The 21,093-nt window shown below is 67.6% G+C and carries 14 protein-coding genes; 7 read left to right on the top strand and 7 right to left on the bottom strand.

The genetic code is table 11. From position 1 onward, the window contains the following. Positions 1-151 precede the first annotated feature (151 nt). Entirely contained in the window at positions 152-1,165 is a 1,014-nt protein-coding gene (gene dusA / locus DOM57_RS09060; protein WP_110648890.1) for a tRNA dihydrouridine(20/20a) synthase DusA, read from the top strand. On the opposite strand, the gene DOM57_RS09055 is transcribed toward dusA, so the two are convergent. Both DOM57_RS09055 and DOM57_RS09050 read right to left on the bottom strand, forming a co-directional pair. Further along, on the bottom strand, positions 1,162-2,199 hold the full coding sequence (locus tag DOM57_RS09055; protein ID WP_110648889.1) for a succinylglutamate desuccinylase/aspartoacylase family protein: 1,038 nt from the start codon (positions 2,197-2,199) through the stop codon (positions 1,162-1,164). The two genes, dusA and DOM57_RS09055, sit on opposite strands and share 4 nt — an antisense overlap. Before the next feature lie 21 nt (positions 2,200-2,220). Further along, a complete protein-coding gene (locus DOM57_RS09050) occupies positions 2,221-2,982 on the bottom strand; it encodes a CDP-alcohol phosphatidyltransferase family protein (RefSeq protein WP_204352907.1) in 762 nt (253 codons plus the stop codon). Between the two features lie 201 nt (positions 2,983-3,183). Between DOM57_RS09050 and DOM57_RS09045 the strand changes: the two genes are divergently transcribed. Genes DOM57_RS09045 through DOM57_RS22260 form a run of 4 tightly spaced genes read left to right on the top strand, consistent with a single transcriptional unit; the run spans position 3,184 to position 6,527 of the window. Beyond that, positions 3,184-4,155, top strand: a complete 972-nt coding sequence (locus DOM57_RS09045) for a zinc-dependent alcohol dehydrogenase (RefSeq protein ID WP_204352906.1) — start codon at positions 3,184-3,186, stop codon at positions 4,153-4,155. A gap of 43 nt (positions 4,156-4,198) precedes the next feature. Further along, positions 4,199-4,597 (top strand): 6-pyruvoyl trahydropterin synthase family protein, encoded by a 399-nt coding sequence (locus tag DOM57_RS09040; protein ID WP_110648888.1) that lies wholly within the window; start codon positions 4,199-4,201, stop codon positions 4,595-4,597. After that, positions 4,594-5,640 (top strand): glycosyltransferase family 4 protein, encoded by a 1,047-nt coding sequence (locus DOM57_RS22265; RefSeq protein ID WP_110648887.1) that lies wholly within the window; start codon positions 4,594-4,596, stop codon positions 5,638-5,640. Before DOM57_RS09040 ends, DOM57_RS22265 begins: the two co-directional genes overlap by 4 nt. Next, complete coding sequence (locus DOM57_RS22260) at positions 5,637-6,527, top strand: class I SAM-dependent methyltransferase (protein ID WP_110648886.1); 891 nt, start codon at positions 5,637-5,639, stop codon at positions 6,525-6,527. Before DOM57_RS22265 ends, DOM57_RS22260 begins: the two co-directional genes overlap by 4 nt. Positions 6,528-6,591: 64 nt before the next feature. On the opposite strand, the gene DOM57_RS09025 is transcribed toward DOM57_RS22260, so the two are convergent. Further along, complete coding sequence (locus DOM57_RS09025) at positions 6,592-7,452, bottom strand: RibD family protein (RefSeq protein ID WP_110648885.1); 861 nt, start codon at positions 7,450-7,452, stop codon at positions 6,592-6,594. A gap of 139 nt (positions 7,453-7,591) precedes the next feature. On the opposite strand from DOM57_RS09025, the gene ribA reads away from it, so the two are divergent. Continuing rightward, complete coding sequence (gene ribA / locus DOM57_RS09020; RefSeq protein ID WP_110648884.1) at positions 7,592-8,734, top strand: GTP cyclohydrolase II RibA; 1,143 nt, start codon at positions 7,592-7,594, stop codon at positions 8,732-8,734. Positions 8,735-9,242: 508 nt separating this feature from the next. Here the strand turns inward: ribA and DOM57_RS09015 are convergent. The 4 genes from DOM57_RS09015 to recC all read right to left on the bottom strand — a co-directional run bounded on the left by DOM57_RS09015 (position 9,243) and on the right by recC (position 19,908). Next, positions 9,243-10,049, bottom strand: coding sequence for a creatininase family protein (locus tag DOM57_RS09015; RefSeq protein ID WP_110648883.1), 807 nt, complete (start codon positions 10,047-10,049; stop codon positions 9,243-9,245). Between the two features lie 90 nt (positions 10,050-10,139). Beyond that, positions 10,140-12,164 (bottom strand): exodeoxyribonuclease V subunit alpha, encoded by a 2,025-nt coding sequence (gene recD / locus DOM57_RS09010; protein ID WP_110648882.1) that lies wholly within the window; start codon positions 12,162-12,164, stop codon positions 10,140-10,142. Next, entirely contained in the window at positions 12,161-16,129 is a 3,969-nt protein-coding gene (gene recB, locus DOM57_RS09005) for an exodeoxyribonuclease V subunit beta (protein ID WP_110648881.1), read from the bottom strand. Before recB ends, recD begins: the two co-directional genes overlap by 4 nt. Further along, complete coding sequence (recC, locus tag DOM57_RS09000) at positions 16,126-19,908, bottom strand: exodeoxyribonuclease V subunit gamma (RefSeq protein WP_110648880.1); 3,783 nt, start codon at positions 19,906-19,908, stop codon at positions 16,126-16,128. The genes recB and recC overlap by 4 nt, the downstream gene beginning before the upstream one ends. Before the next feature lie 174 nt (positions 19,909-20,082). Between recC and DOM57_RS08995 the strand changes: the two genes are divergently transcribed. After that, positions 20,083-20,925: an EamA family transporter gene (locus DOM57_RS08995; protein ID WP_110648879.1), complete on the top strand. Its 843-nt coding sequence runs from the start codon at positions 20,083-20,085 to the stop codon at positions 20,923-20,925. Positions 20,926-21,093: the final 168 nt, after the last annotated feature.

The raw sequence follows: 21,093 nt of genomic DNA, 5'->3' as shown, positions 1-21,093 counted from the left end.
GCCCAGGCTTCGTTGCGTGACTGGATAAGGAAACCAACCTTTATCGGCGTCCCGCGCCTTGCCTGAACGTACTTGACGCAGCAACGCGGCTCGCGGCGCATAGTATGAACAGGCCCTGGCTATCCGCCATCACGGATTACACTTTATCGAAATGAACCAGAAGACCCTAATTGCAGCAGCCAGAACGTTCTCCATCGCGCCGATGATGGAGTGGACGACCCGCGACTACCGCGCCTTCGCCCGCTGCCTGACACGGCATGCGCTGCTCTATACCGAGATGGTGACGACCGGGGCGATCCTTCACGGCTCGCCACGGGAGCGTTTTCTGGGTTACGACCAGGCCGAGCATCCGCTGGCACTGCAGTTGGGCGGCAGCGATCCGGGTGAGCTGGCCGAATGCGCCGCCATTGCCGAGGCGTGGGGTTACGACGAGGTCAATCTCAACGTCGGCTGCCCCAGCGATCGAGTGCAGAACAACCTGATCGGTGCCTGCCTGATGGCACACCCCGACAAGGTCGCGGCCGCCGTCGACGCCATGCGGCGTGCGGTATCGATTCCGGTCACCGTCAAGTGCCGCATCGGCATCGACGACCAGGACGAGGACGCCGACCTCGAACGCTTCATCGGCCAGGTCGCGGCGGCCGGATGCGAGACCTTCATCGTGCATGCACGCAAGGCTTGGCTGCAGGGATTGTCGCCCAAGGAAAATCGCGACATTCCTCCGCTCAACTATGCCCGCGTCTATCGGCTGAAGGCGCAGCATCCCGAGCTGCATATCGGCATCAATGGCGGCATCAAGACGCTGGCCGCCTGCCGGGAACATCTGGATCAAGGCGCGGACAGCGTGATGGTCGGCCGCGAGGCGTATCAGAATCCCTGGCTGCTGGCCGCGGTAGACCGCGAACTGTATGGCGTCGACGGGCCCGCCCGGACGCGACATGAGGTGGCTCGCGCTTTTCGCCCCTACGTGGTCGAACGTCTCGCCGCGGGCGCCAGGCTCAATCACCTGACGCGGCATCTGCTCGGTCTGTTTCAGGGCTGCCCCGGCGGCCGGCGCTTCCGCCGTCATCTGTCGGAAAACGCCCACCGCGACGGTGCCGGCATTGCGGTGTACGACGACGCCGTCGCCATGGTCGATGAGCGGCGCCTGGCCGCAACCGCCTAAGTTCTATCCGCAAAGTTCCCCGGCGTCTCATAGCGCGACTGAAAGCTTTCCAGCGCGCTCTCGACATCGTCGATCTCCTGATAGCGCGCGACATGAAACAGCGCCTCGCCCTCGTTGACGAGCGGCAGATTGCTCATGCCGATGACGATACCGTCGGCATTTGCCACCACCGGCGCTTCATCGTTACCAAAGGGATCGGCGACCACGCCCAGTATTTCGTTCTTGGCCACTCGTGCGCCAAGGCGCACGCGCGGGCGCAGGATGCCGTCGATCGGCGCCCTCGCCCAGCTCGACCCGTTGGCGACTTCCGCCGCCGGAGGCGAGCGTCGACGCCCCTCGGCCGGCAGCATGCCGATCAGCCGCATGACCCGACGAATGCCACGCACGCCCGGCGCGATCGCCCACTCGTCGAAACGTAGCGCCTCCCCGGCCTCATAGGTCAGCACCGGTACGCCGCGACTCTGGGCGTATTCGCGCAGGCTGCCCTCGCGCAGTTCGGCGTTGAGGATCACCGGCACCCCGAACGCCTCGGCCATCGCCTGGGTCTCGGGATTCTTGCGCAACTGCGAACGGATCTGCGGCAGATTGGTGCGGTGGATGGCGCCGGTATGCAGATCGATGATGTGGGTTGCCCGATCCACCATTTCTTCGCGTAGCAGCGCCGCGATGCGCGAGCCCAGCGACCCGCCCTCGCTGCCGGGAAAGCAGCGGTTCAGATCGCGCCGGTCCGGCAGATAGCGGGATTGCTGAACGAAGCCGAAGATATTGACCACGGGTACCGCGATCAAGGTACCGCGTAGACGCGACAGCACCGGGAGCTTGAGCAGACGCCGCACGATCTCGACGCCATTGAGCTCATCGCCGTGGATCGCGCCGCAGATCAGCAGCACCGGGCCGGGTTGACGGCCGTGAACGACTTCGACGGGAATATGCAGCGGCGTGTGGGTATAGAGCTTGGCGACGGGGACCTCGAGCTGGCGTCGAGTGCCGGGTTCGATGCGTTCATCGCCCAGCCAGAAAGGATCTTGCGCCATGATCAGCCTTACTGATGAAGATCACCCGATCCTAATGGCATGAGGCCGGCGTCGCCACAACCAGACGACATCCCGCGCGAACGAGACGAACAGCAACAGCGCGGCCAGCAGTGCCAATGCGTGTGCCAATATCGCATCGACTTGTGGCAACAGACATAGCAGCAGCGTAGCGACCTGCCACACACAGACCGCCTTGCGGAAGACGCTGCCTCGCAACTCGCGGTGCAGCCACGGCCAGTACATGCCCGCGCCCACGAACAGGTAACGCGCCAGCCCCAGGAGCAGTACCCAGCTCCCGACTTTCTCCAGCGCCACCACCGCGACACATAGCACGGCGATGAAAAAGGCATCCAGTTCCATGTCGAAGCGCGCGCCGAAAGCCGTTGCCGTGCCGGTTCGCCGTGCGACCCAACCGTCGACGCCATCCAGCGACAACGCCAATAACGCCAGCGCGGCGATGCCTTCGACATGACGCTGCATGAATGCCGGGTAGGCCACCAGTCCGGCGAAGATCGCGATCAACACCGCCCTCAACAGCGTGACCCGGTTGGCCCAGCCCAGACCAAGGCGTGCCGACGGCCAGGTCCACAGCAGTACGGTGGCGATCGCCACGTAGACGCCCCCTGCCGTGAAGCGCAAGCCGCCGGGAGCCGCAAAAGCCCAGTGCACCCACTCCGCCAGGAGAGCGACCAGCGCCAGTCCGGCGGCCAGATCGAGCCACCCCCATGGACCGGCTGCACGCTGGCGACGAACGGTCGGCGCTCTCATCGATGAATGAGACATGACGGCTCCTCCCGCAGCCTCGATGTCCGGGGCGCACGGTCCCGCTCACGTGGGGAACGATGCGTCTCCGTACCGATATATTCTGGACGCAATTCCGTGATGTTGCCTACAGCGCTAAATCACCACGCTCTGCCATACTTCTCGTAAGCAAGGGCACATGCCCCTTTTCAACCGGCGACGGCACGAGGAAGCAGACACGCCATGACGATGCCCTACGCACACGCTTTCTGGTCGCTCGGCGATGGCAACGGCGAGATACGCCAGGCCGAGCTGAGTCTTTGTGGCGACCTGATGGTTCGCACCTGCTACAGCGCGATCAGCCGCGGCAGCGAGACTCTGGTCTTCAACGGCCAGGTACCGGTCAGCGAATACCAGCGCATGCGCGCGCCTTTCCAGAGCGGCGACTTTCCGGGGCCGGTGAAGTATGGCTACTCCAACGTCGGCGTGGTGGAACAGGGTGCCCATGACTGGCATGGCCGTTACGTCTACTGCCTCTACCCCCATCAGACCCATTACCGGGTCACCGCCGACGACGTGGTGCCCCTGCCCGACGACGTTCCCCCGCGCCGTGCCATTCTCGGTGCCAACATGGAAACCGCGCTCAACGCCCTGTGGGACGCCGCGCCGGGGATCGGCGATCGCATCAGCGTCATCGGCGCCGGCGTCGTCGGCTCCCTGGTCGCCTGGCTCTGCGCCAGATTGCCGGGAGCCCACGTTCAGTTGATCGATATCGATGAGCGCAAACGCTTTCTCGGCGACGCGCTCGGCGTCGATTTTCGCACCCCGGCCGATGCCGACGACGAGCAGGACCTCGTCATTCACGCCAGCGCCTCGGACGCCGGCCTGCAGACGGCACTGCTCATCGCCGGTTTCGAGGCCAGCGTGGTCGAGATGAGCTGGTACGGCAGTCGCGACGTCAACCTCCCGCTCGGCCAGGCCTTCCATGCCCGCCGCCTGACCCTGCGCTCGAGCCAGGTAGGCAGCGTCTCCCCCAGCCATCGCGCGCGCTGGGATCACAAACGGCGGTTGTCGCTGGCGCTTTCGCTGCTCGACCACGACTGCCTGGACGTGCTGATCAGTGGCGAAAGTCATTTCCGCGATCTGCCGCAGACGCTCAAGCGCCTGAGTCAGGGCGACAATGACACCTTGTGCGAACGCATCCGCTACGATTGATATAGAACAACGGTGCAACAAGGAAGCGAGAAGGAGACCAGGGATGTTCAGCCTGACCGTTCGCGATCACATGATGATCGCCCACAGCTTCGACGGCGAGGCCTTCGGGCCGGCCCAACGCCTGCACGGGGCCACCTACGTGGTCGACGCCACCTTCAAGCGCCCCGAACTCGATCATGACGACCTGGTGGTCGACATCGGCCTGGCCAGCGAGACGCTCAAGCGCGTACTGAGCGAGTTCACGCTCGACAACCTCGACGAGCTCGAGGAATTCCATGGACGCAACACCACGACCGAATTCATGGCCAGGATCGTATTCGACCGGCTCTCTCACGCCATCCGCGAGGGAGAGCTCGGCGAAGGCGGCCGTCACCTCACGGCAATGACGATCACGCTGCACGAATCCCACATCGCCTGGGCGAGCTACGAAGGTGGCTTATGAGTGACTTCACGCTGATCGTCGCCGGCGATCCCGGCCAATTGACCGGTGGCTATATCTACGACGCACGCATCGTCGAAGCGCTACGCGAGGCCGGCTGGACAATCGACGTGGTCGGTCTCGAGGGCCGTTTCCCGGAGCCCGACGCCGTCGCCTCCCACGCCCTCGACACCGCCCTGACCGCGCTAGCGGACGGCAGCCGCGCGGTGATCGACGGACTCGCCATGGGCGGGTTGCCGGCGATCGTCGAGCGCCACGCCACGCGGCTGGCGATCACCGCGCTGGTGCATCACCCGCTGGCCGACGAGACCGGCCTCGGCGTGCCCGAACAGCAGCGTTTCCGGATCAGCGAAACCCGCGCCCTGGCAGCCGTCGAGCAGGTCATCGTCACCAGCCTCTATACCGCCCGGCGGCTGGCCGACTTTGCGGTCCCGGCGGACAGAATCTCGGTGATCGAACCCGGCGTCCAAATCGGCCCGCTGGCCGAAGGCGACGGCAGCGGCATCCCACGCCTGCTGTGCATCGCCACCCTGGCGCCGCGCAAGGGCCAGGATCTGCTGGTCCAGGCGTTGAGCGAGCTGACGGAACTGCCGTGGCAGTGCGACCTGATCGGCGCGCTCGATCGCGCTCCGGACTACGCCGACGAAGTGCGCGAGGCCATCGAGCGTCACCGGCTGGGCGAACGTATCCGTCTACTCGGCCCACAACCCAACCACAGCCTGAGCGAGCGCTATCGCCGGGCCGACCTGTTCGTGCTGCCCTCCCACTACGAAGGCTACGGCATGGTGATCACCGAAGCGCTGGCGCATGGCCTGCCGGTGGTGACGACCACCGGCGGCGCGCTGGCCCACACCCTGCCCGACACGGCCGGAATCAAGGTGCCGCCCGGCAACGTCCCGGCGCTGCGCGATGCGTTGAAGCGGATGCTGACGGAGCCCGAACGCTACGCAAGCTATCGCGACGGCGCCCGGGCAGCGCGTGGGGCCCTCAATGATTGGACGGCAGCGGCCGAGGCCTTCGGCAAGGCGATGCTGGAGACGACATGAATGCAATACCCGATGCCGACAGACGATTCAGCGATCAGTGGCTGATGCTGCGCGAATCGGCGGATCATCTCGCCCGCGACAGCCAACTGACCCACGCGGCGGATCGCTGGCTGAGCGCGCGTGCGACGCCGACACGCCCGCTCGTCACGCAGCGAACCATCGTCGATCTCGGTTGCGGCAGCGGCTCGAATCTGCGCTATCTGGCACCGCGGCTTCACGGCACGCAGCACTGGCGCCTGATCGACCATGACGCCTCGCTGCTGGCCCGGGCCCGCCTGCGTTGCGAGGGCTTGCGGAGCGCCGATGCCCGGCCGGTTCATCTCGAAACCTGCGAAATGGACCTCGACACCGCCATCAGGCGCGGCCTCGAGGGCACCGATCTGGTCACCGCCTCGGCGCTGTTCGATCTGCTTTCGCCGGGCTGGGTCGAGGCCCTGGCGAGCCGCTGCCAGGCGCAGGGCTGTGCCGCGCTGTTTGCGCTCAGTATCGACGGCGAGATCCATTTCCACGACACCACCGGCACCGCGGTCGAGAACGACGACGACCGCTTCGCCTTTGCCGCGCTGGCGGCCCATCAACGTCGCGACAAGGGCCAGGGCCCGGCGCTGGGCAGCCAGGCACCGAACCATCTCCGCCAAAGCTTTTACCGCCATGGCTATCGCGTTCGCGAGGCCACCACGCCGTGGCGACTGGGCCCGGAATCGTTACCGCTGGCCGAGGCGCTGCTCGCCGGCTGGCACCGGGCGCTGCACGAGCAGGTTCCCGAGCAGCGGGAGCGTGTCGACCGCTGGCACGGCGCAAGACTCGACGCCGTGATGCGCGGCCGGCTGACCCTGACCGTCGGCCACCGCGACCTGTTCGCCATCCCGGGCGGAGCATCGGCATGACGCGCCGACGTGCGAGGCACGAAAGGGAACTGCCGGGAGGCGACATCGGATGATGACGATGCCTTCAAGCATCCGCGCTGCGGCGCAGATCGAGATCGAACAGCCGATCCTCGCCCAGGGCGAACTGGCGACAGGCCGGACGCAGCGCCCGATCCAGGGTGTCGATCTCCGGCAGGATCACGGCGGGGCGACCGGAGCCGATGATCATCGGCGCCACCACGCTGTGCAAGCGGTCCAGGCATTCGGCCTGCAGAAACCGCGAAATGGTGACACCGCCGCCCTCCACCAGGATGCGCCGGCAACCCTGTGCCGCCAGCAGCGCGATCACCTGTTGCGGGGCAATGCCCGCGTCTTCGACAGGCAGCCGATGGCAGCTGACGTGTTCGGCCGGGACGGCCGGCGCGGTGCCCTCGGCGACCAGATGCCAGGTCGGCGCCGCCGGCTCGCGGAAGACCCGCCGCGACGGCGGCACGCGGGCCTGCGGATCGAGCACCACGCGCAGCGGGTTACGCCCCTCCACGTGGCGCACGGTCAGCTGCGGGTCGTCCGCGTCCACGGTTCCCGCCCCCACCACCACGGCATCGACCAGCGCACGCAGGCGATGAAGATGCACCAGGCTGGCCCGCCCGGTGACGTAGTGCGAGGCGCCACTGGCCGTGGCGATCCGACCATCGAGACTCTGCCCGAGCTGGGCGATCACGCGCGGACCGGCGCTAACGTCGGCCACGCACCACGGCAGCCAGATCGTCAGCAACTGCGCCGCATCGGCAGCGGCCGGATAACTGGCTCGCCATCCGCCCCGGGCATCGATCTCGAGCCGGTAGCCGCCGTCGGCAACGATGCCCGTGAAGCGATTCTCGCCAACTTCGTCGGCGATGCGGCGAATCCAGCGCCAGGCGAGCGCAGTATCGATATCCGGAGTCATGGCCACTCCCTTGCCAAACGAAACCCAGAGCGTAACAAAGATCCTGCACCCGCGGTCACGCACGGCAAGCCTCATGACAACGCCACCACGGCTCCGAGAGAACACCCTTCGCTCATGGACGACAGACAAGGAGACGCAAATGCGACAGGTAGAGCGCGCAATCTTCGATTTGAGACGCGGCCTTCCCGTGCTGGTACGGGCCGCCGCTGGCGACCTCCTCGTTCACCCATTGGAGGGCTGTGACGACGAGGCGTTGGCGGCGCTACGCACGCTGAGCGGTTCCCGGCCAGCCCTGGCGCTGACCCGCCATCGCCTGGCGCGCCTGGGCATCGAGATCGGCGCCCCGGCGGCACGGATGCCGATCGACGCCGCCGATACCGCCGCAGACGTGATCGCCCGGGCCAGCGCCGAGTATTGCAAACTGCCGCCGACGACCCGCTCGGCCGAGGCCGACCAGGCCACCGTTTCAGGACTCGATCTGATGCGCATCGGTCTGCTGATTCCCGCCGCCGTGGTCGCCGATGTCGCCGCCGCACAGCGCGCCCGGGTGGAGACGCTGGTGGCGGACGGCACGATCCTCGCCCTCGCCGCCGAACAGATCGCGGCCTATGCCGAACTGCGCGGCCATTTCCTCAAGCGCATCAGCGAAGCGGAAATCCCGCTCTCCCACGCCGAACGGGCCAGATTCGTGATGTTCCGCGAGGCGGACGGCATGCGCGAACACATCGCCATCGTGATCGGCGAGCCGAGCGAGTGGAACGACGCCGTGCCGGTACGCCTGCACTCCGCCTGCCTCACCGGCGATCTGTTCGGCAGTCTGCGCTGCGACTGCGGCGAACAGCTGCGCGCGAGCGTGCGCACCATCGATGAACGCGGTGGCGGCGTGCTGCTCTATCTCGCTCAGGAAGGGCGCGGCATCGGCCTGGCCAACAAGCTGCGCGCCTATACCCTGCAGGACGGCGGACTGGATACGCTGGATGCCGACCAGGTACTCGGCTTCGGCAACGACGAACGCACCTACGGGGTCGCGCTGGAGATGCTCGAACAGCTCGAGATCAGCCGCATCGAACTGCTGACCAACAATCCGGAAAAGCTCGCCGCCATGAGTCAGGGCAGCATCGAAGTGATCAACCGCCGCGGCGTCTACGGCAAGTTGACCCAGCAGAACCGGCGCTATCTCGACGCCAAGGCCAAGCGCGCCGGCCACTGGCTGGAAGAGGTCCTCGACAGCGAAGAGGATGGCGGGCGCATCGCCCCGTTCAAGCGCCCGCTGGCGCGTTGATAGTCTTGCTTGGCCAGTGTCTGGTAAGTGCCGGCCGGTTGGCGACGACCTCTAATCGCCGTAGAGACGAATTCAAGCGTGGCCGGCTTACCACTGTCTAAGCCCCAACCCGCCTTGTGCTTTGATTGTGAGGGGCAAGCCCCTCACGCTCCCCTTCTTCGACGCCCCAGACGGCGAAACCTGATCGCCAATCGCCTTCGCTCGGGTCGGCGCGAAAGGGCATCCATGCCCAACGCGCCTCTTGCGACCTGCTACACTAAAACTTCCTGTCTCGCTTGCAGGGCCGGGGTTGGCCATCCATGGCCAACCCCGGCCATCCATGGCCAACCCGTTCGGCAAACCGGGCATCACTCAGATGCCGGGCTCGCCTCACCCCTGTCGCAAGACCCGGTTTGGCGATTGTCGTTCAGCGCCGTTCTGGAAGGCGTCATAGGGAGGAGAATTCGACCATGCCGACTTTCAGCAGTTTCAGAAACGATGCTTGGGTATATACGCCCGGCTTCCATGTTCAGATACGCCTGAGCGTCTCCAAATCAAACCGTCCCGCCTCGTCGATCACCTGGGCCAGGCGCGTGGCGAAGTGCTCGACCAGGCGACGGCCGGTGTCGGCGTCGGCCAGGGTGGCGTTGCCGGTGCCCCCGGAAGGATGCAGATCCTGCGCCATCCACGCATAGCCGGCGTCGCCCTCGGGACCCAATGTCGAGCCTGCCAGCTCCTGGTTCAGGCCTTCCGAGACGGCATCGACGAGATGCTCGCGGCGCACTTTCTCCGGTGCGAGATACAGCATCATCGAGGTTTCCAGCGCGCCGCCGTGCAGACCGTGGCGCAGTTCCGCGGCGGGCAGTGTGTCGGCGGGCGGCGCGAAGCGGAAGTAGTTGGCCTTGACCACCAGCATGGCGTGGGCGGCACGCAACTTGAGCGCGGCCAGGTCGATCACCGCCTTGTTGCCGCCGTGGCTGTTGAACAGCACCAGGCGGCGGATACCGGCGCGCGCGACCGCTTCCCCCAACGCTTCGATCACGCCGATGGCGGCTTCCGGCATCAGGCTCAGGGTGCCGGCGAAGTCGCGATGCTCCAGGCTCGAACCGATCGCCAGCGGTGGCAGGATCAGCACCGTTCGCGCGCCATCGAGGCGCTCCGTCGCCGCCGCCAGCAGGCCAAGGCCGATGTCCAGATCGGTGGAGAGCGGCAGATGGGCGCCATGCTGCTCGATCGCCGCCAGCGGCAGCACCGCCACGCTATCGTCGCCGGCCAAGGCGGCGAGTTCATGGCTGGTCAGATCCTGCCAATGAAGCACCGGATTCGCTTCCCTCACGCCCCTCTCCTTATCATGCCCTTTCGTCCGCAGCTCGTAGCTCGTAGCTCGTAGCTCGTCGCTCGTCGCTCGTCGCTCGTCGCTCACAGCCTATGCCCCCAGCCGCCCGGCGATCGCGCTTTCCCGCACCACGCGGCGCTCGACCGCCTCTTTCAGCATGCCTCCTTCGCCGTCGCCCCGGGCCTGATTCCGGGCCAGGGCGAGCGTCAGGCGCGATCGCGCCCGGGTGATGCCAGTGTAGATCAGCTCCCGCGTGACGATCGGATTGGACCGTGCCGGCAGCGCGAACAGCACGTGCTCGAATTCCGAACCCTGGGACTTGTGCACGGTCATGGCGAAGGCAGTGGCGGCGGCATCGAGCCGCGAGGGCAGCACCTGTCGGATGCCCTCGCCCTGGATGAAGCAGACCCGCAGGCGGCCGGCGTCATCGGCCAGGGTCAATCCCAGGTCGCCGTTGTAGAGTCCCAGTTGCGGGTCGTTGTGCGTCACCATCACCGGGCGCCCGGCGAACCAGCCGTCGGTACGCGCGATCCAGCCTTCCCGCCACAGCGCGCGGGCGATGCGCTCGTTCAGCCCTTCGACGCCCCACGGGCCACGACGCAGCGCGCACAGCACCTGGAAGCGCCCCTGCAACGCCAGGATTTCCGCGACCGGCGCCCCGCCCCGCAGCGACGCGAACAGCTCGCGATAGCCGGCGACGATGGCCCGCTCGAAGGCCGGCCCGTCGATATCCAGCGTCGCCACGTCCCGGAAACCGGCCGCGAGCGCCCGGCCGAACACCCTGCCGTCACCGGCATTGGCACTCCGCGCCAGTTCGCCGATGCCGCTGTCGGCGCGGAAACGAAAGCTCTTGCGCAGCATCGCCACATGGTCGGCCAACGGATTGTCGGTCGCCGCCGGCGGCAAGCGGTCGCCGGTCATGGCCGCGAGATAGTCGCGGGTCGCCGACGAATAACCGGGCTGTCCGCCAGCGCCGCCGTCGACCTCCGCGCCGGTGCACAGATCGCCGAGTACCGAACCGGCCTCCACCGAGGCCAACTGGTCCTTGTCGCCGAGCAGGATCAGCCGCGCCTGCGCCGGCAACGCTTCCAGCAGCGCCGCCATCATCTCCAGATCGACCATCGAGGCTTCGTCCACCACCAGCAGGTCGAGGCTCAATGGCGACTCGGCATGGTGGCGGAAATGGCGCGTGTCGGGCCGCGCACCCAGCAGTCGGTGCAGGGTCTGGGCTTCCTGCGGAATCGCCGCGCGCACGTTTTCCTCGACCGCCAACCGGCTGACCGCGCCGGCGATCGACTCGGACAGCCTCGCCGCCGCCTTGCCGGTAGGCGCCGCCAGGCGGATACGCAGCGGCTCGCCATCGCTGGAGAGCGCCTGCTGCTGCAACAGCGCCAGCAGCCGGGTCACGGTGGTGGTCTTGCCGGTACCGGGGCCGCCGGAGATGATCGTCAGCCGCTGGCGCAGCGCCAGCGCGCAGGCAACCCGCTGCCAGTCGGGCTCGTCGCCCTCGCGCTGGTTGCCGGCGAACAGCGCCTGCAGCGGCTCGGCCATGGCCTCATCTACCGCCAAGGGCCGCCCGAGACGCTGGCGCAAACGCATGGCGACGGCGTTTTCCGCCTGCCAGTAGCGGCGCAGGTAGAGCCGTCCGCCCTCCAGTACCAGCGGCGTGGCGCCGCCCCGGGCATGCTCGGCCCGGGCCACCAGGCGCGAGGCCGCGAGCACTTCGACCCAGTGCTCAAGCGTCACGCCGTCGAGCAGCGTTTGCGGCAGCGTCACCGGCGTGTCGGGTTCGGCGCCGCCATCCAGTGGCGGCAGCGAGAGTGCAGTATGTGGTGCCGCGAGCGCGCGCTCGAGGGAAAGGCAGACATGGCCGCGCCCGACCTGATGGCTGGCCAGTGCCGCCGCCAGCCATACCAGCGGATCGGCCTCGGGATCGCGACTGGCCAGGAATGCCGCGAAGTGGCGATCGAGCTGGCGCAGCCAGCCCAGCTCGACCCACAGCGCCAGGGTCGTCAACAGCGTCTCGCGGCTCAGCGCAGGGGGGCGCGCATCGTCGAGCGCCAGCGAGAATTGATCCGGCTGCGACAGCTTTGCGGACGGCTTGCGACGACTCATGGGCTGCTCTCCCACTCCCGACTCCCCCATTCCCGACCCGCCCGCTGCTCGCGCAGCAACGCCTTGGCCGGTTCGCTGTCGCCGCCGAGCCAGGCATCCAGCGCCTCGATCAGTGCCCGCGCCGGGCGCCGGTGGAACACGCCGCGCGCTGGCGTGCTTGACGTGCTTGACGTGCTAGGCGCGCTTGGCGTGCTTGGCGTGCTTGGCGTGCTTGGCGTGCTTGGCGTGCTTGGCGTGCTTGGCGTGCTTGGCGCGGCTTCGGGCGCCATAGAAGGCGGTGCCATAGAAGGCGGTGCCATGGAATCAGGCTCCGGCAGGCCGCGCAGGAAGACATAGCAGGCGCCACCGACATGACGGTCGTAGTCGTAGTCGTCGAGGCGCGACTTGAGCAGACGATGCAACGCCAGCACGTAGAGCACGTACTGCAGGTCGTAGCGGTGATCGACCATCGCCGCCGCCAGCGCCTCGCCCTCGTAGTCGGCCGGGTCGTCGCCGAGATGATTCGATTTCCAGTCGAGCACGTACCAGCGGCCGTGGGCTTCGAACACCAGATCAATATAGCCCTTGAGCATGCCGTCCAGCTTGCGCGGCGCCAGTCGTGGGCGCTGTCCCGGCAGCGCTTCGAAGCGGCCGACGAGCCGATCGAGCGGTTCGCTCCAGGCATCCCGTGCCGGCAGCCAGAACTCCAATTCGGTCCGCCAGGCATCGAGCCGATCGAGCCGCACCGGCTGGCCGTCGCGGATCAATAGCGGCTGACGCAGGCGCTCGCCGAGCCAATCCTGCAACAGCGGCGCCCAGTCCGCCTCGAAACCGCCCAGCGCCAGGCCCCGCTCGATATCGCGACGCAGCGTGACGGCATAGCCGGGATCGCCCAGGCAGTCGAAATCGAGCCGTTCGAGCAGGCCATGCAGGAAGGTGCCGGGACGCGGCCCGCGGGGAAAATCGAGCAGCGTGCGAATCCGCGGTCGCGGCACCGGGTCGCGCTCGCCGCTGACCTCGACGTCCAGCGTCGCCGGCAGATCTTCGCCAGTCGTATCGCCGACAGCACCGCGCTCGCCCCAGGAGACGCGACGGGCATCGGCGATCAGCGCGGTATAGGAAGCGATCCACCAATCGTCGTCGATCCGTCCCCGAAAGCTCCGGGCCGGTTTGGTGGCCGGCGTCGCACTGGCGAGTCGCAGGCGATGCTCCGGCGTCTCCGGCGGTGTCTCGAGCGCCAGCCAGCCCTCGCGTTCGCCCTCCCGCAGCCGGCCGAGCAGCGTCTCGCCGTCGTCATCCTTGTCGCAGCCCAACAGCCGCCCGAGTGCCGTCTCGTGCAGACAACCCGCCTTGCCCCTGCCTCGCCCGAGATGGGCGACGCCCATCCGGCAGGCGTAGGCCGCCCGGGTCAACGCCACATAAAGCAGGCGAACGTCCTCGTCCAGGCGCGCGCGATCGGCCTCGCGCTTCTGATCGTCGTCGGGCGAGGCGACCATCACGCTGCCTTCGCCATCGGCCGGACGCAGCTCCAGCAACTGGGTACGGCGGTCGAGGTCGGCCGGGCGATGCGAGCAGACGAACGGCAGCAGCACGATGGGATATTCGAGCCCCTTGGACTTGTGCACGGTGATCACCCGCACCAGATCCTCGTCGCTTTCCAGACGCTGGCTCAGGGCCTGGCTGTCCAGGTTTTCGTCGCCCCCCTGCAGCGCCCGGTGCCACCAGCGCAGCAGCGCCTGCTCGCCATCCAGCCGTTGCTGGGCGTTCTGCGCCAGTTCGCCCAGATGCAGCAGATCGGTAAGCGCTCGCTCGCCGTCGGTACGGGCCGCCAGCCGCTCGGCGATACGGAAGTCGCGCATCACCGTACGCAGCATCGGCAGCACGCCACGCCGCTGCCACTGGCGGTGATAGTCGCCGAAGCGTTCGACCTCGCGCTCCCAGGCCAGTTCATCGGCGAGCAGCGGCTCCAGCGCCTGCGGCGTGTCGTTGAGCAGTTTCGACGCCAGCGCGGCCTTGAGCCGGGCGTCCTGGCGCGGTTGTGCCACCGCCTCGAACAGTTGCAGCAGCTCGAACGCCAGCGGCGTATCGAACACGCTGGAGCGTTCGCTGAGATAGACACTGCGGATGCCGCCCTCGGACAACGCCCGGCGCACCTTGAGCGCCTCGGGGCCATTGCGCACCAGGATGGCGATATCGGCCGGCTGCACCGCACGTTCGCGCTCTTCCCCGGAGGCATCCGACGCGAAGCGCCACTCGCCTTCCAGCAGCCGCTGCACCTCGGCCCGCGTTGCCGCCGCCATCCGCGCCTGGTAGTCGCCCTGGCTGTGGCGATCCGTGCCCGGCCACCACACGCCCAGCGCCGGCACCGGTTGGCCCCGGCGGTCCACCAGCCGGGTCGTCTTGGGGTTGGATTCGACCGCCACGAAGGGAATCTCGTCGCTGCCGAAGGGCCGGGGGTGGCGCTTGAACAGCGCATTGGCCGCCGTCACCATCGCCGGGGTCGAGCGGAAGTTGCGCATCAGGGTGAAGCGGCTCGGCGTTCCCCGCCGGGCATGCAGATAGGTGTGAATATCGGCGCCACGGAAGGCATAGATCGCCTGCTTGGGGTCGCCGATCATCAGAAGCGCGGTGGTCGCCGGATCGCACTGCGGCGCCCGATAGATGCGCGAGAAGATACGGTACTGGACCGGATCGGTATCCTGGAACTCGTCGATCAGCGCCACCGGCAGCTCGTGGCGGATGCGTGCGGCCAGCCGCAGCGCGGCATCGCCGCCATCCTCGTCCTTGGCCGGGGACAGCGCCGCATCGAGATCGTTGAGCAGGTCGGCGAATTCCCACAGTCCACGGCGGCGCTTCTCCCCAGCGAAGGCCGCCGCCACCCGGTCCCGGGCATGGGCGAGCACCTGCTTGGCGATGGCATCGAATGGCCGGCCGCCCGCCGCGAGGCGATCGAGGCAGGCGAAGAACGGATGCGACGGCGCCTCGCAGCCCTTGTTGGCGGCCGCTTTCACCAACGCCCCCGCGAGCTTCTCCTGGCCGAGCCAGAAACGTCCACTGCTATCGGTGACTTCCTCGGCGGCATCGAATTCCCCCTGGGCGATCCAGGTCTCGAACGCCGCCAATCGGGCCGTTAGCTCTTCCGCCTTGTAGCTGCGCTTGTTCAGCGTGCCGGCGTCCAGCGCTTCGCGCATCAGGCGCTCGATGGCATCGCGATCCCAGGCTTCCACCAGTGCCGCCTCGCAGGCCTCGCGCTCGCTCAGCTCGCGCGCCAGCGTCTCGAACAGTTCATCCAGCGATGCCGGCGCTTCCACCCGCTTTCCCGCGACCCACAGCGGTTGCGGCTTGCCGTCCCGCAACAGCGGGCGCAGTGCGGTGGCAAGCGCTTCGGGGCCGCTCCACTGACGGCGGATCTGGCGCTGCCAGCGCTCGTCGAGAGGGTAGAATTCGCGCCGCCAGTAATCCTCCACCGCCCGGGTCAGCAGCGCCCGGCCATCCTGCAGCAGCTCGGCGGAGAAGCGCGCGCCGGCATCGAAGGCGTGACGAGTCAACATGCGCTGGCAGAAGCTGTGAATGGTGAAGATCGCCGCTTCGTCCATCAGCCGCGCGGCCTGGTCGAGACGCCGCGCGCCCGCGCGGCAGGCCTCCTCGCCGGCCGACGCCAGCGGCGACAGCAGCTTGGCCAGCACCTTGTCGTGGCGCTCCTCGCCGGCCGCCAGCAGCCAGTCGCGGGCCTGCTTGAGGCGCGCCCGGATACGCCCGCGCAGCTCGGCGGTGGCGGCCTCGGTGAAGGTCACGACCAGGATCTCCGGCGGCGTCAGCGGACGCGGAAAATCGACCGTTTCGCGGCCCGGCAGCGGACCCAGCACCAGCCGCACGTAGAGCGCGGCCAGAGTGAAGGTCTTGCCGGTGCCGGCGCTGGCCTCGATCAGGTGGCGGCCGGTCAGCGGCAGGCTTTCGAGCTCGAGGGGAACGACCGCATCGCTCATGATTCCGGGCTCCCGTTCTTTTCACCAGAATCCGCGTCGCCGGCGCGCGCTCGACCGGCATGCGCGCTCTGGGATGCGCGCAACAGCGCCTCCAGCACCGGCTGGTAGTGGCGGACACTTTCGCCCACGCCGCCGGCCGCCTCGAAGGCGTCGAAGCCGGACCACAACTGGCCGAGGCCGCCTTCACGCCGGATCAATCCCTCCACCTGGTAGTCACCCGTCTCGAACTGGGAGGCCAACCGCTCACGCAGCGCCGGATCGAGCGGCTCGCCCGCGGCCAATGCCGCCAGGGTTTCGCCGTCGCAGTGGTTCCACAATGTCTTGACCAGTTCGCCACTGGCCGGCAGCGGCTCGCACCAGGCCCGCCACCAGGCCGCCAGCCAATCGTCGAGACGGCGCCGGGCCTCGGCCCGCTCCAGCGCCGGAAATTCGAGCCAGCGATCCTCGAAGATCGCGGTCCAGCGGCACGGCATCTCCAGGCAGGCATTGGCCAGCAGCCAGCGCAGGTATCCGGGATAGAGCCGATGCGGCTTGCCCAGTTTCTTCCATGGACCCTCGACCTCGGGACGGAAATGCCCGAAGTGACTGGTCTCCAGCATGACCAGGCTCAGACTGCCATCCTTTTCACGGCTATTTTTTTCGCGGCTGTTGCTCTCTAAGTAAAGCCCGTCGACGCGGGCTTCCAGTGTCAGCGCCGGACACTCGCCGCGCCCGTCGATTTCGTAACGCAGCAGCGCCGGCGCCAGCGCTTCGCCGTCGCCGATGCGCTGGCGCCAGCTTTCGAGCTGGGTCTGAAGACGTTTCAAGGATGGCTCGATCGCCGCCAGGCCGAACCCCGCCGCCGGCAGCCGTCCGGCCAGTCGCAGACGCTCCGCCACCTGGGCCAGCGGCACGTCGCGGCATCCGGCCTCGAGCAGCTCGCGCTTGAGGTTGTGGTCCTCCAGCGCGTCGAAGGTGAAGGGCTCGCTATCCTCGTCGGGCGCTTCGGGGTCCTGAAAACGTATCCCCAGGCGGCCGAGATAGACCTCCCACGACCGGCGCAGCAGCCGCTGCAGGTCGCCGAGAGCGAGCGGCTCCGCCGGCGGTTCCGGCAGGCGTCGCTCGGGCGACGCCGGCTCGTCCGTCGTCGACGTCGAAGACAGATGCAGCGCCTCCCAACTGCCATCGAAGGTGAAACGTCGATCGTCGGCCAGGAAGTAGCGCCGTGAGAATGGCTGCAGCGGGTGCGTCTCGATCAACCGCTCGGCCAGGGCCTTTTCGGGGTCGTCGGTGGCGGCGCTGGCCGGCCGCCAACCCTGTTCGAGCGTATCGAGCAGCTCGCCGATCAGCACCGACGGCGGCCGCGGAGTATTGTCCCGCTGGTCGAAACCGACCCAGGAGAGCGTCAGGCGTTCGCGGGCCGAGAGCAGCGCCTCCAGCAACAGATAGCGGTCGTCGTCGCGGCGCGAGCGATCCCCCGGCCGCGGCCGTTGCGCCATCAGGTCGAAATCCTGGGGCTGACGGCTACGCGGGTAGGCGCCGTCGTTCATCCCCAGCAGATAGACCTGGCGGAACGGAATGGCACGCATCGGCATCAGGGTGGCGAAGTTGACCTTGCCGGCCAGAAAGCGTTGGGCCAGGCCGCCCTCGTCCAGTTCGGCCTTGAGCGCGTCGCGCACCACGGCCAGCCCGACGGGTTGCGTGAAGGCCGCCAGTTCGCAGCTCTGCTGCCAGCGATCCAGCGCCTGGTCCACCCGCGCCAGCACGTCGTGTTCGTCCAGCGCGGTGGGCAGGAAGACCGCCTCCAACAGCCCGCGCAGCCGCGCCAGCCAGTCGCCGGGCGTGGCCGAGGCGTTCAACGCCTCGCACTGTTCATTCATCACCCGCAGCAGCTCGGCCAGGCGGCCGGCGAGATCCGCCTCCAGCCCGCCGACCTCGTCATAAGGCACGATGCCGTCGAATTGCCAGCCCACCTCCGCCGACCCCGGGTCGCCGGTATCGTCCGGCGGCCACGGGCCGGTTGAATCCGGCGGCAGCGGGCCGGTCGAATAGCCCAGCAACATGCGCTCGAGCCCGAACGCCCAGCTGTTCTCGTGCAAGCACGGGAAGCCGAGGGATTGCCGATGCTCGCCGGAAAGCCCCCAGCGCACGCCGCTCTCCGCAAGCCATTGGCGCAACCTCGGCAGCTCCGACTCGTCGATGGTGAAACGCGCACGGAAGGCCGGCACGTCGAGCGCATCGAACAGTTCGCTGACGCCGAACCGGCGTTCGGGCAACTCCAGCAGCGCCAATACCAGCGCCATCAGCGGATGGGCCTCGCTGGCGACCTGGTCGGCGATGGTGTACGGGATGCGGCGCGGATCGTCCGGCGGCAGTTGGCCGAACACCGCTTCGATATAAGGTGCGTAGACATCGATCTCCGGCACCATCACCAGCACGTCGCGCGGGCGCAGCGGCTCGCCCCGGTGGCTGGCCTCCTCGAATGCCGCCAGCAGGCGATCGTGCAACACCTCCACCTCACGCAGCGGCGAGTGCACGCTGTAAAGCGCCAGCGAGGCATCGTCCTCGGCGATGATCCGCCGGCCGCCCTCCTCCCGCGCCCGTTCACCCGGGGGATGTAGAGGATGGCGGAGATCGAGGATGTCCTGCTGCAACTGGTGCAGCAGCGGCGCCTGCCGCGGATCTTCCCCGACGAGATCGCGAAACAGGTCGGTTTCGACGTCGAAACCGCCATCCTGGCTCTCGAACTCGTACAGGCCGACGATGAAGTCGCGTCCCTGGGCGCCCCACGCAGCCAGTAGCGGATTGGCCTGCAGGTGCAACGCCTCTTCATCCAGCGCCGCCAGCCAGGGCGCCTCCGGGTGACGCGCCTGCTGCCGCGCCATTGCCTCGCTGGAGAGCCGCCCGGCACGCTTGATCGCCTCGCGATCGGAGACGATGTCGCCCCAGTAGTGGCGGCAGGGATTGGTGATCATCAGAAAGATATCGATCACCCCGGAGAGCGCATGCAGCGCTTCCAGCGTCTGCGCCGGTAGCGCCGAGATACCGAACACGAACAACCGCGGCGGCAGGCCTTCCGGGCACTCGCGCAGCTCTCGCGCGGCAGCGAGAAAACGTCCATGCACGCTGGCACGGTGCAATTCCCGCTCGGCGGGATCGGCGTCCCGGATCAGCGCCCGCCACAGCGCCGGCTGCCAACGCTGATCCGGCGGCAGGTCGGCGGGGGCTTGTTCTCCCGCCTCCCATGCCGCCAGCCAGTCGGGACGGTAGTTGAGGTACTGGTCGAACAGATCGGCCAGGCGCACCGCCAGCTGCCAGCGCTTGCGCTCGACCTGCTCGGCCGCCAGCCGATCCGGCATGTCACCGACATCGGCGCCGGAAGCGCCGGCGACACGGCTTTGCACTGCGTCTCCGGCGTCGGCTTTGAGGTAGTGGGCCAGGGGAGCGTAGGTGCGCGGGTCGTCGGCGATCTCGCCTTCCAGCAGGCGCAGGATGCGCCATGCCAGCGGCCGCTTGTCGAACGGGGAGTGTAGCGGGATCGACTGACGCTCCCGCTCCACCACGGCATGCTCCAGCACCGCGCGATAGGCACGCCAGACGAAGCTCGAAGGCAGCGGAAAATCGACCGAGGCGGCCACCCCGTCGGCCTCGGCCAGTGCCAGCCTGAGCCACTGCGCCATGCCGTTGGATTGCACCAGGAAGGTCTCGGGGACCAGTGGCGGCAGTCGGTGACGGTGAATCAGCGCCAGCGCCAGGTCACGCAGATCTTCGAGGTGATTGGCATGTAGGACGCTGAACATCGTCTCTCCATTGACCGAAGCATGATCGAATCAGCGTCACATCCTACCTGTCCTGACACGTCCCATCATCTGCCATCGACGCTTCATCATTGGTTCGGCATGATATGACAATTCGATGACAGTCGTTGCGCGACCCGAACGGCGCATTCGCGATGGCGCAGCCAAGGAAATACATTGACCACTCCCGTCTTTCTCGCCGTGCTGGCCGGTGCCTTGATGCATGCAAGCTGGAATGCGCTGGTCAAGATCGGCCTCGATCGGCTGCTGGGCATCTCGCTGATTCAGGCAGCCTGCGCGCTCATCGCGCTGGCAGGCGTGGCGTTCGTTCCGCTGCCCCGGACCGATGCCTGGCCCTGGCTGGCAGGGTCGGCGCTGCTGCACATCGGCTACAACGTCTTCCTCGCCCGCGCCTATCGGGTCGGCGATCTGGGCCAGATCTACCCGATCGCTCGCGGTTGCGCCCCGTTGCTGGTGACCTTGATCAGTGTCTTCGCCCTCAGCGAGCATCCCTCCTGGCTCGGCTATCTGGGCATCGGGTTGCTGGTGCTCGGCATCTTGTGCATGGCATTCCAGGGCGGGCATCGACATCGCCTCGAACGGGCGTCCCTGATCAACGCCCTGACCACCTCGGCCTTCATCGCCGGCTATACCCTGGCCGATGGCAGCGGCGCGCGCGTCAATGGCGACGTCGCCAGTTACGTCGTGTGGCTGTTCCTGCTCGACGGCTTCGGCATGCTGCTGGTGCTGATCGCCCTGCGTGGCGTGCGGGTGTTGCCGCAACTCGGCCTATACTGGCGGGTCGGCCTGATGGGCGGCGCACTCTCCCTCGGCGCCTACGGTATCACCATCTGGGCCATGACCCAGGCCCCGATCGCGCTGGTCGCCGCCCTGCGCGAAACCAGTGTGCTGTTCGCCATCGCCATCGGCGTGGTCTGGCTCAAGGAGCCACTGCGGCGTGAGCGTCTGCTGGCCGGCGGGCTGATTCTCGGCGGCGTGATGCTGACGCATTGGGGATGACCCAACGACACACCCCACCGCCTTGCCCCACATAAAACATGCCCCCCGATGCGGCCGTGCAGGAGACATCAACAGCGCCTAGGCTTCGAACAGGCATTGTGGTGCCGTCATCGTCGTTTGACTATCGATTCGAAGGCCGGAAACCAATCGCCGACGTAACTATTCAGG

Source organism: Salinicola peritrichatus, assembly GCF_003206715.1.
GTDB lineage: Bacteria > Pseudomonadota > Gammaproteobacteria > Pseudomonadales > Halomonadaceae > Salinicola > Salinicola peritrichatus.
The sequence above is the reverse complement of the archived record's forward strand: the minus strand, read 5'-3'. Positions and strand labels throughout refer to the sequence as shown.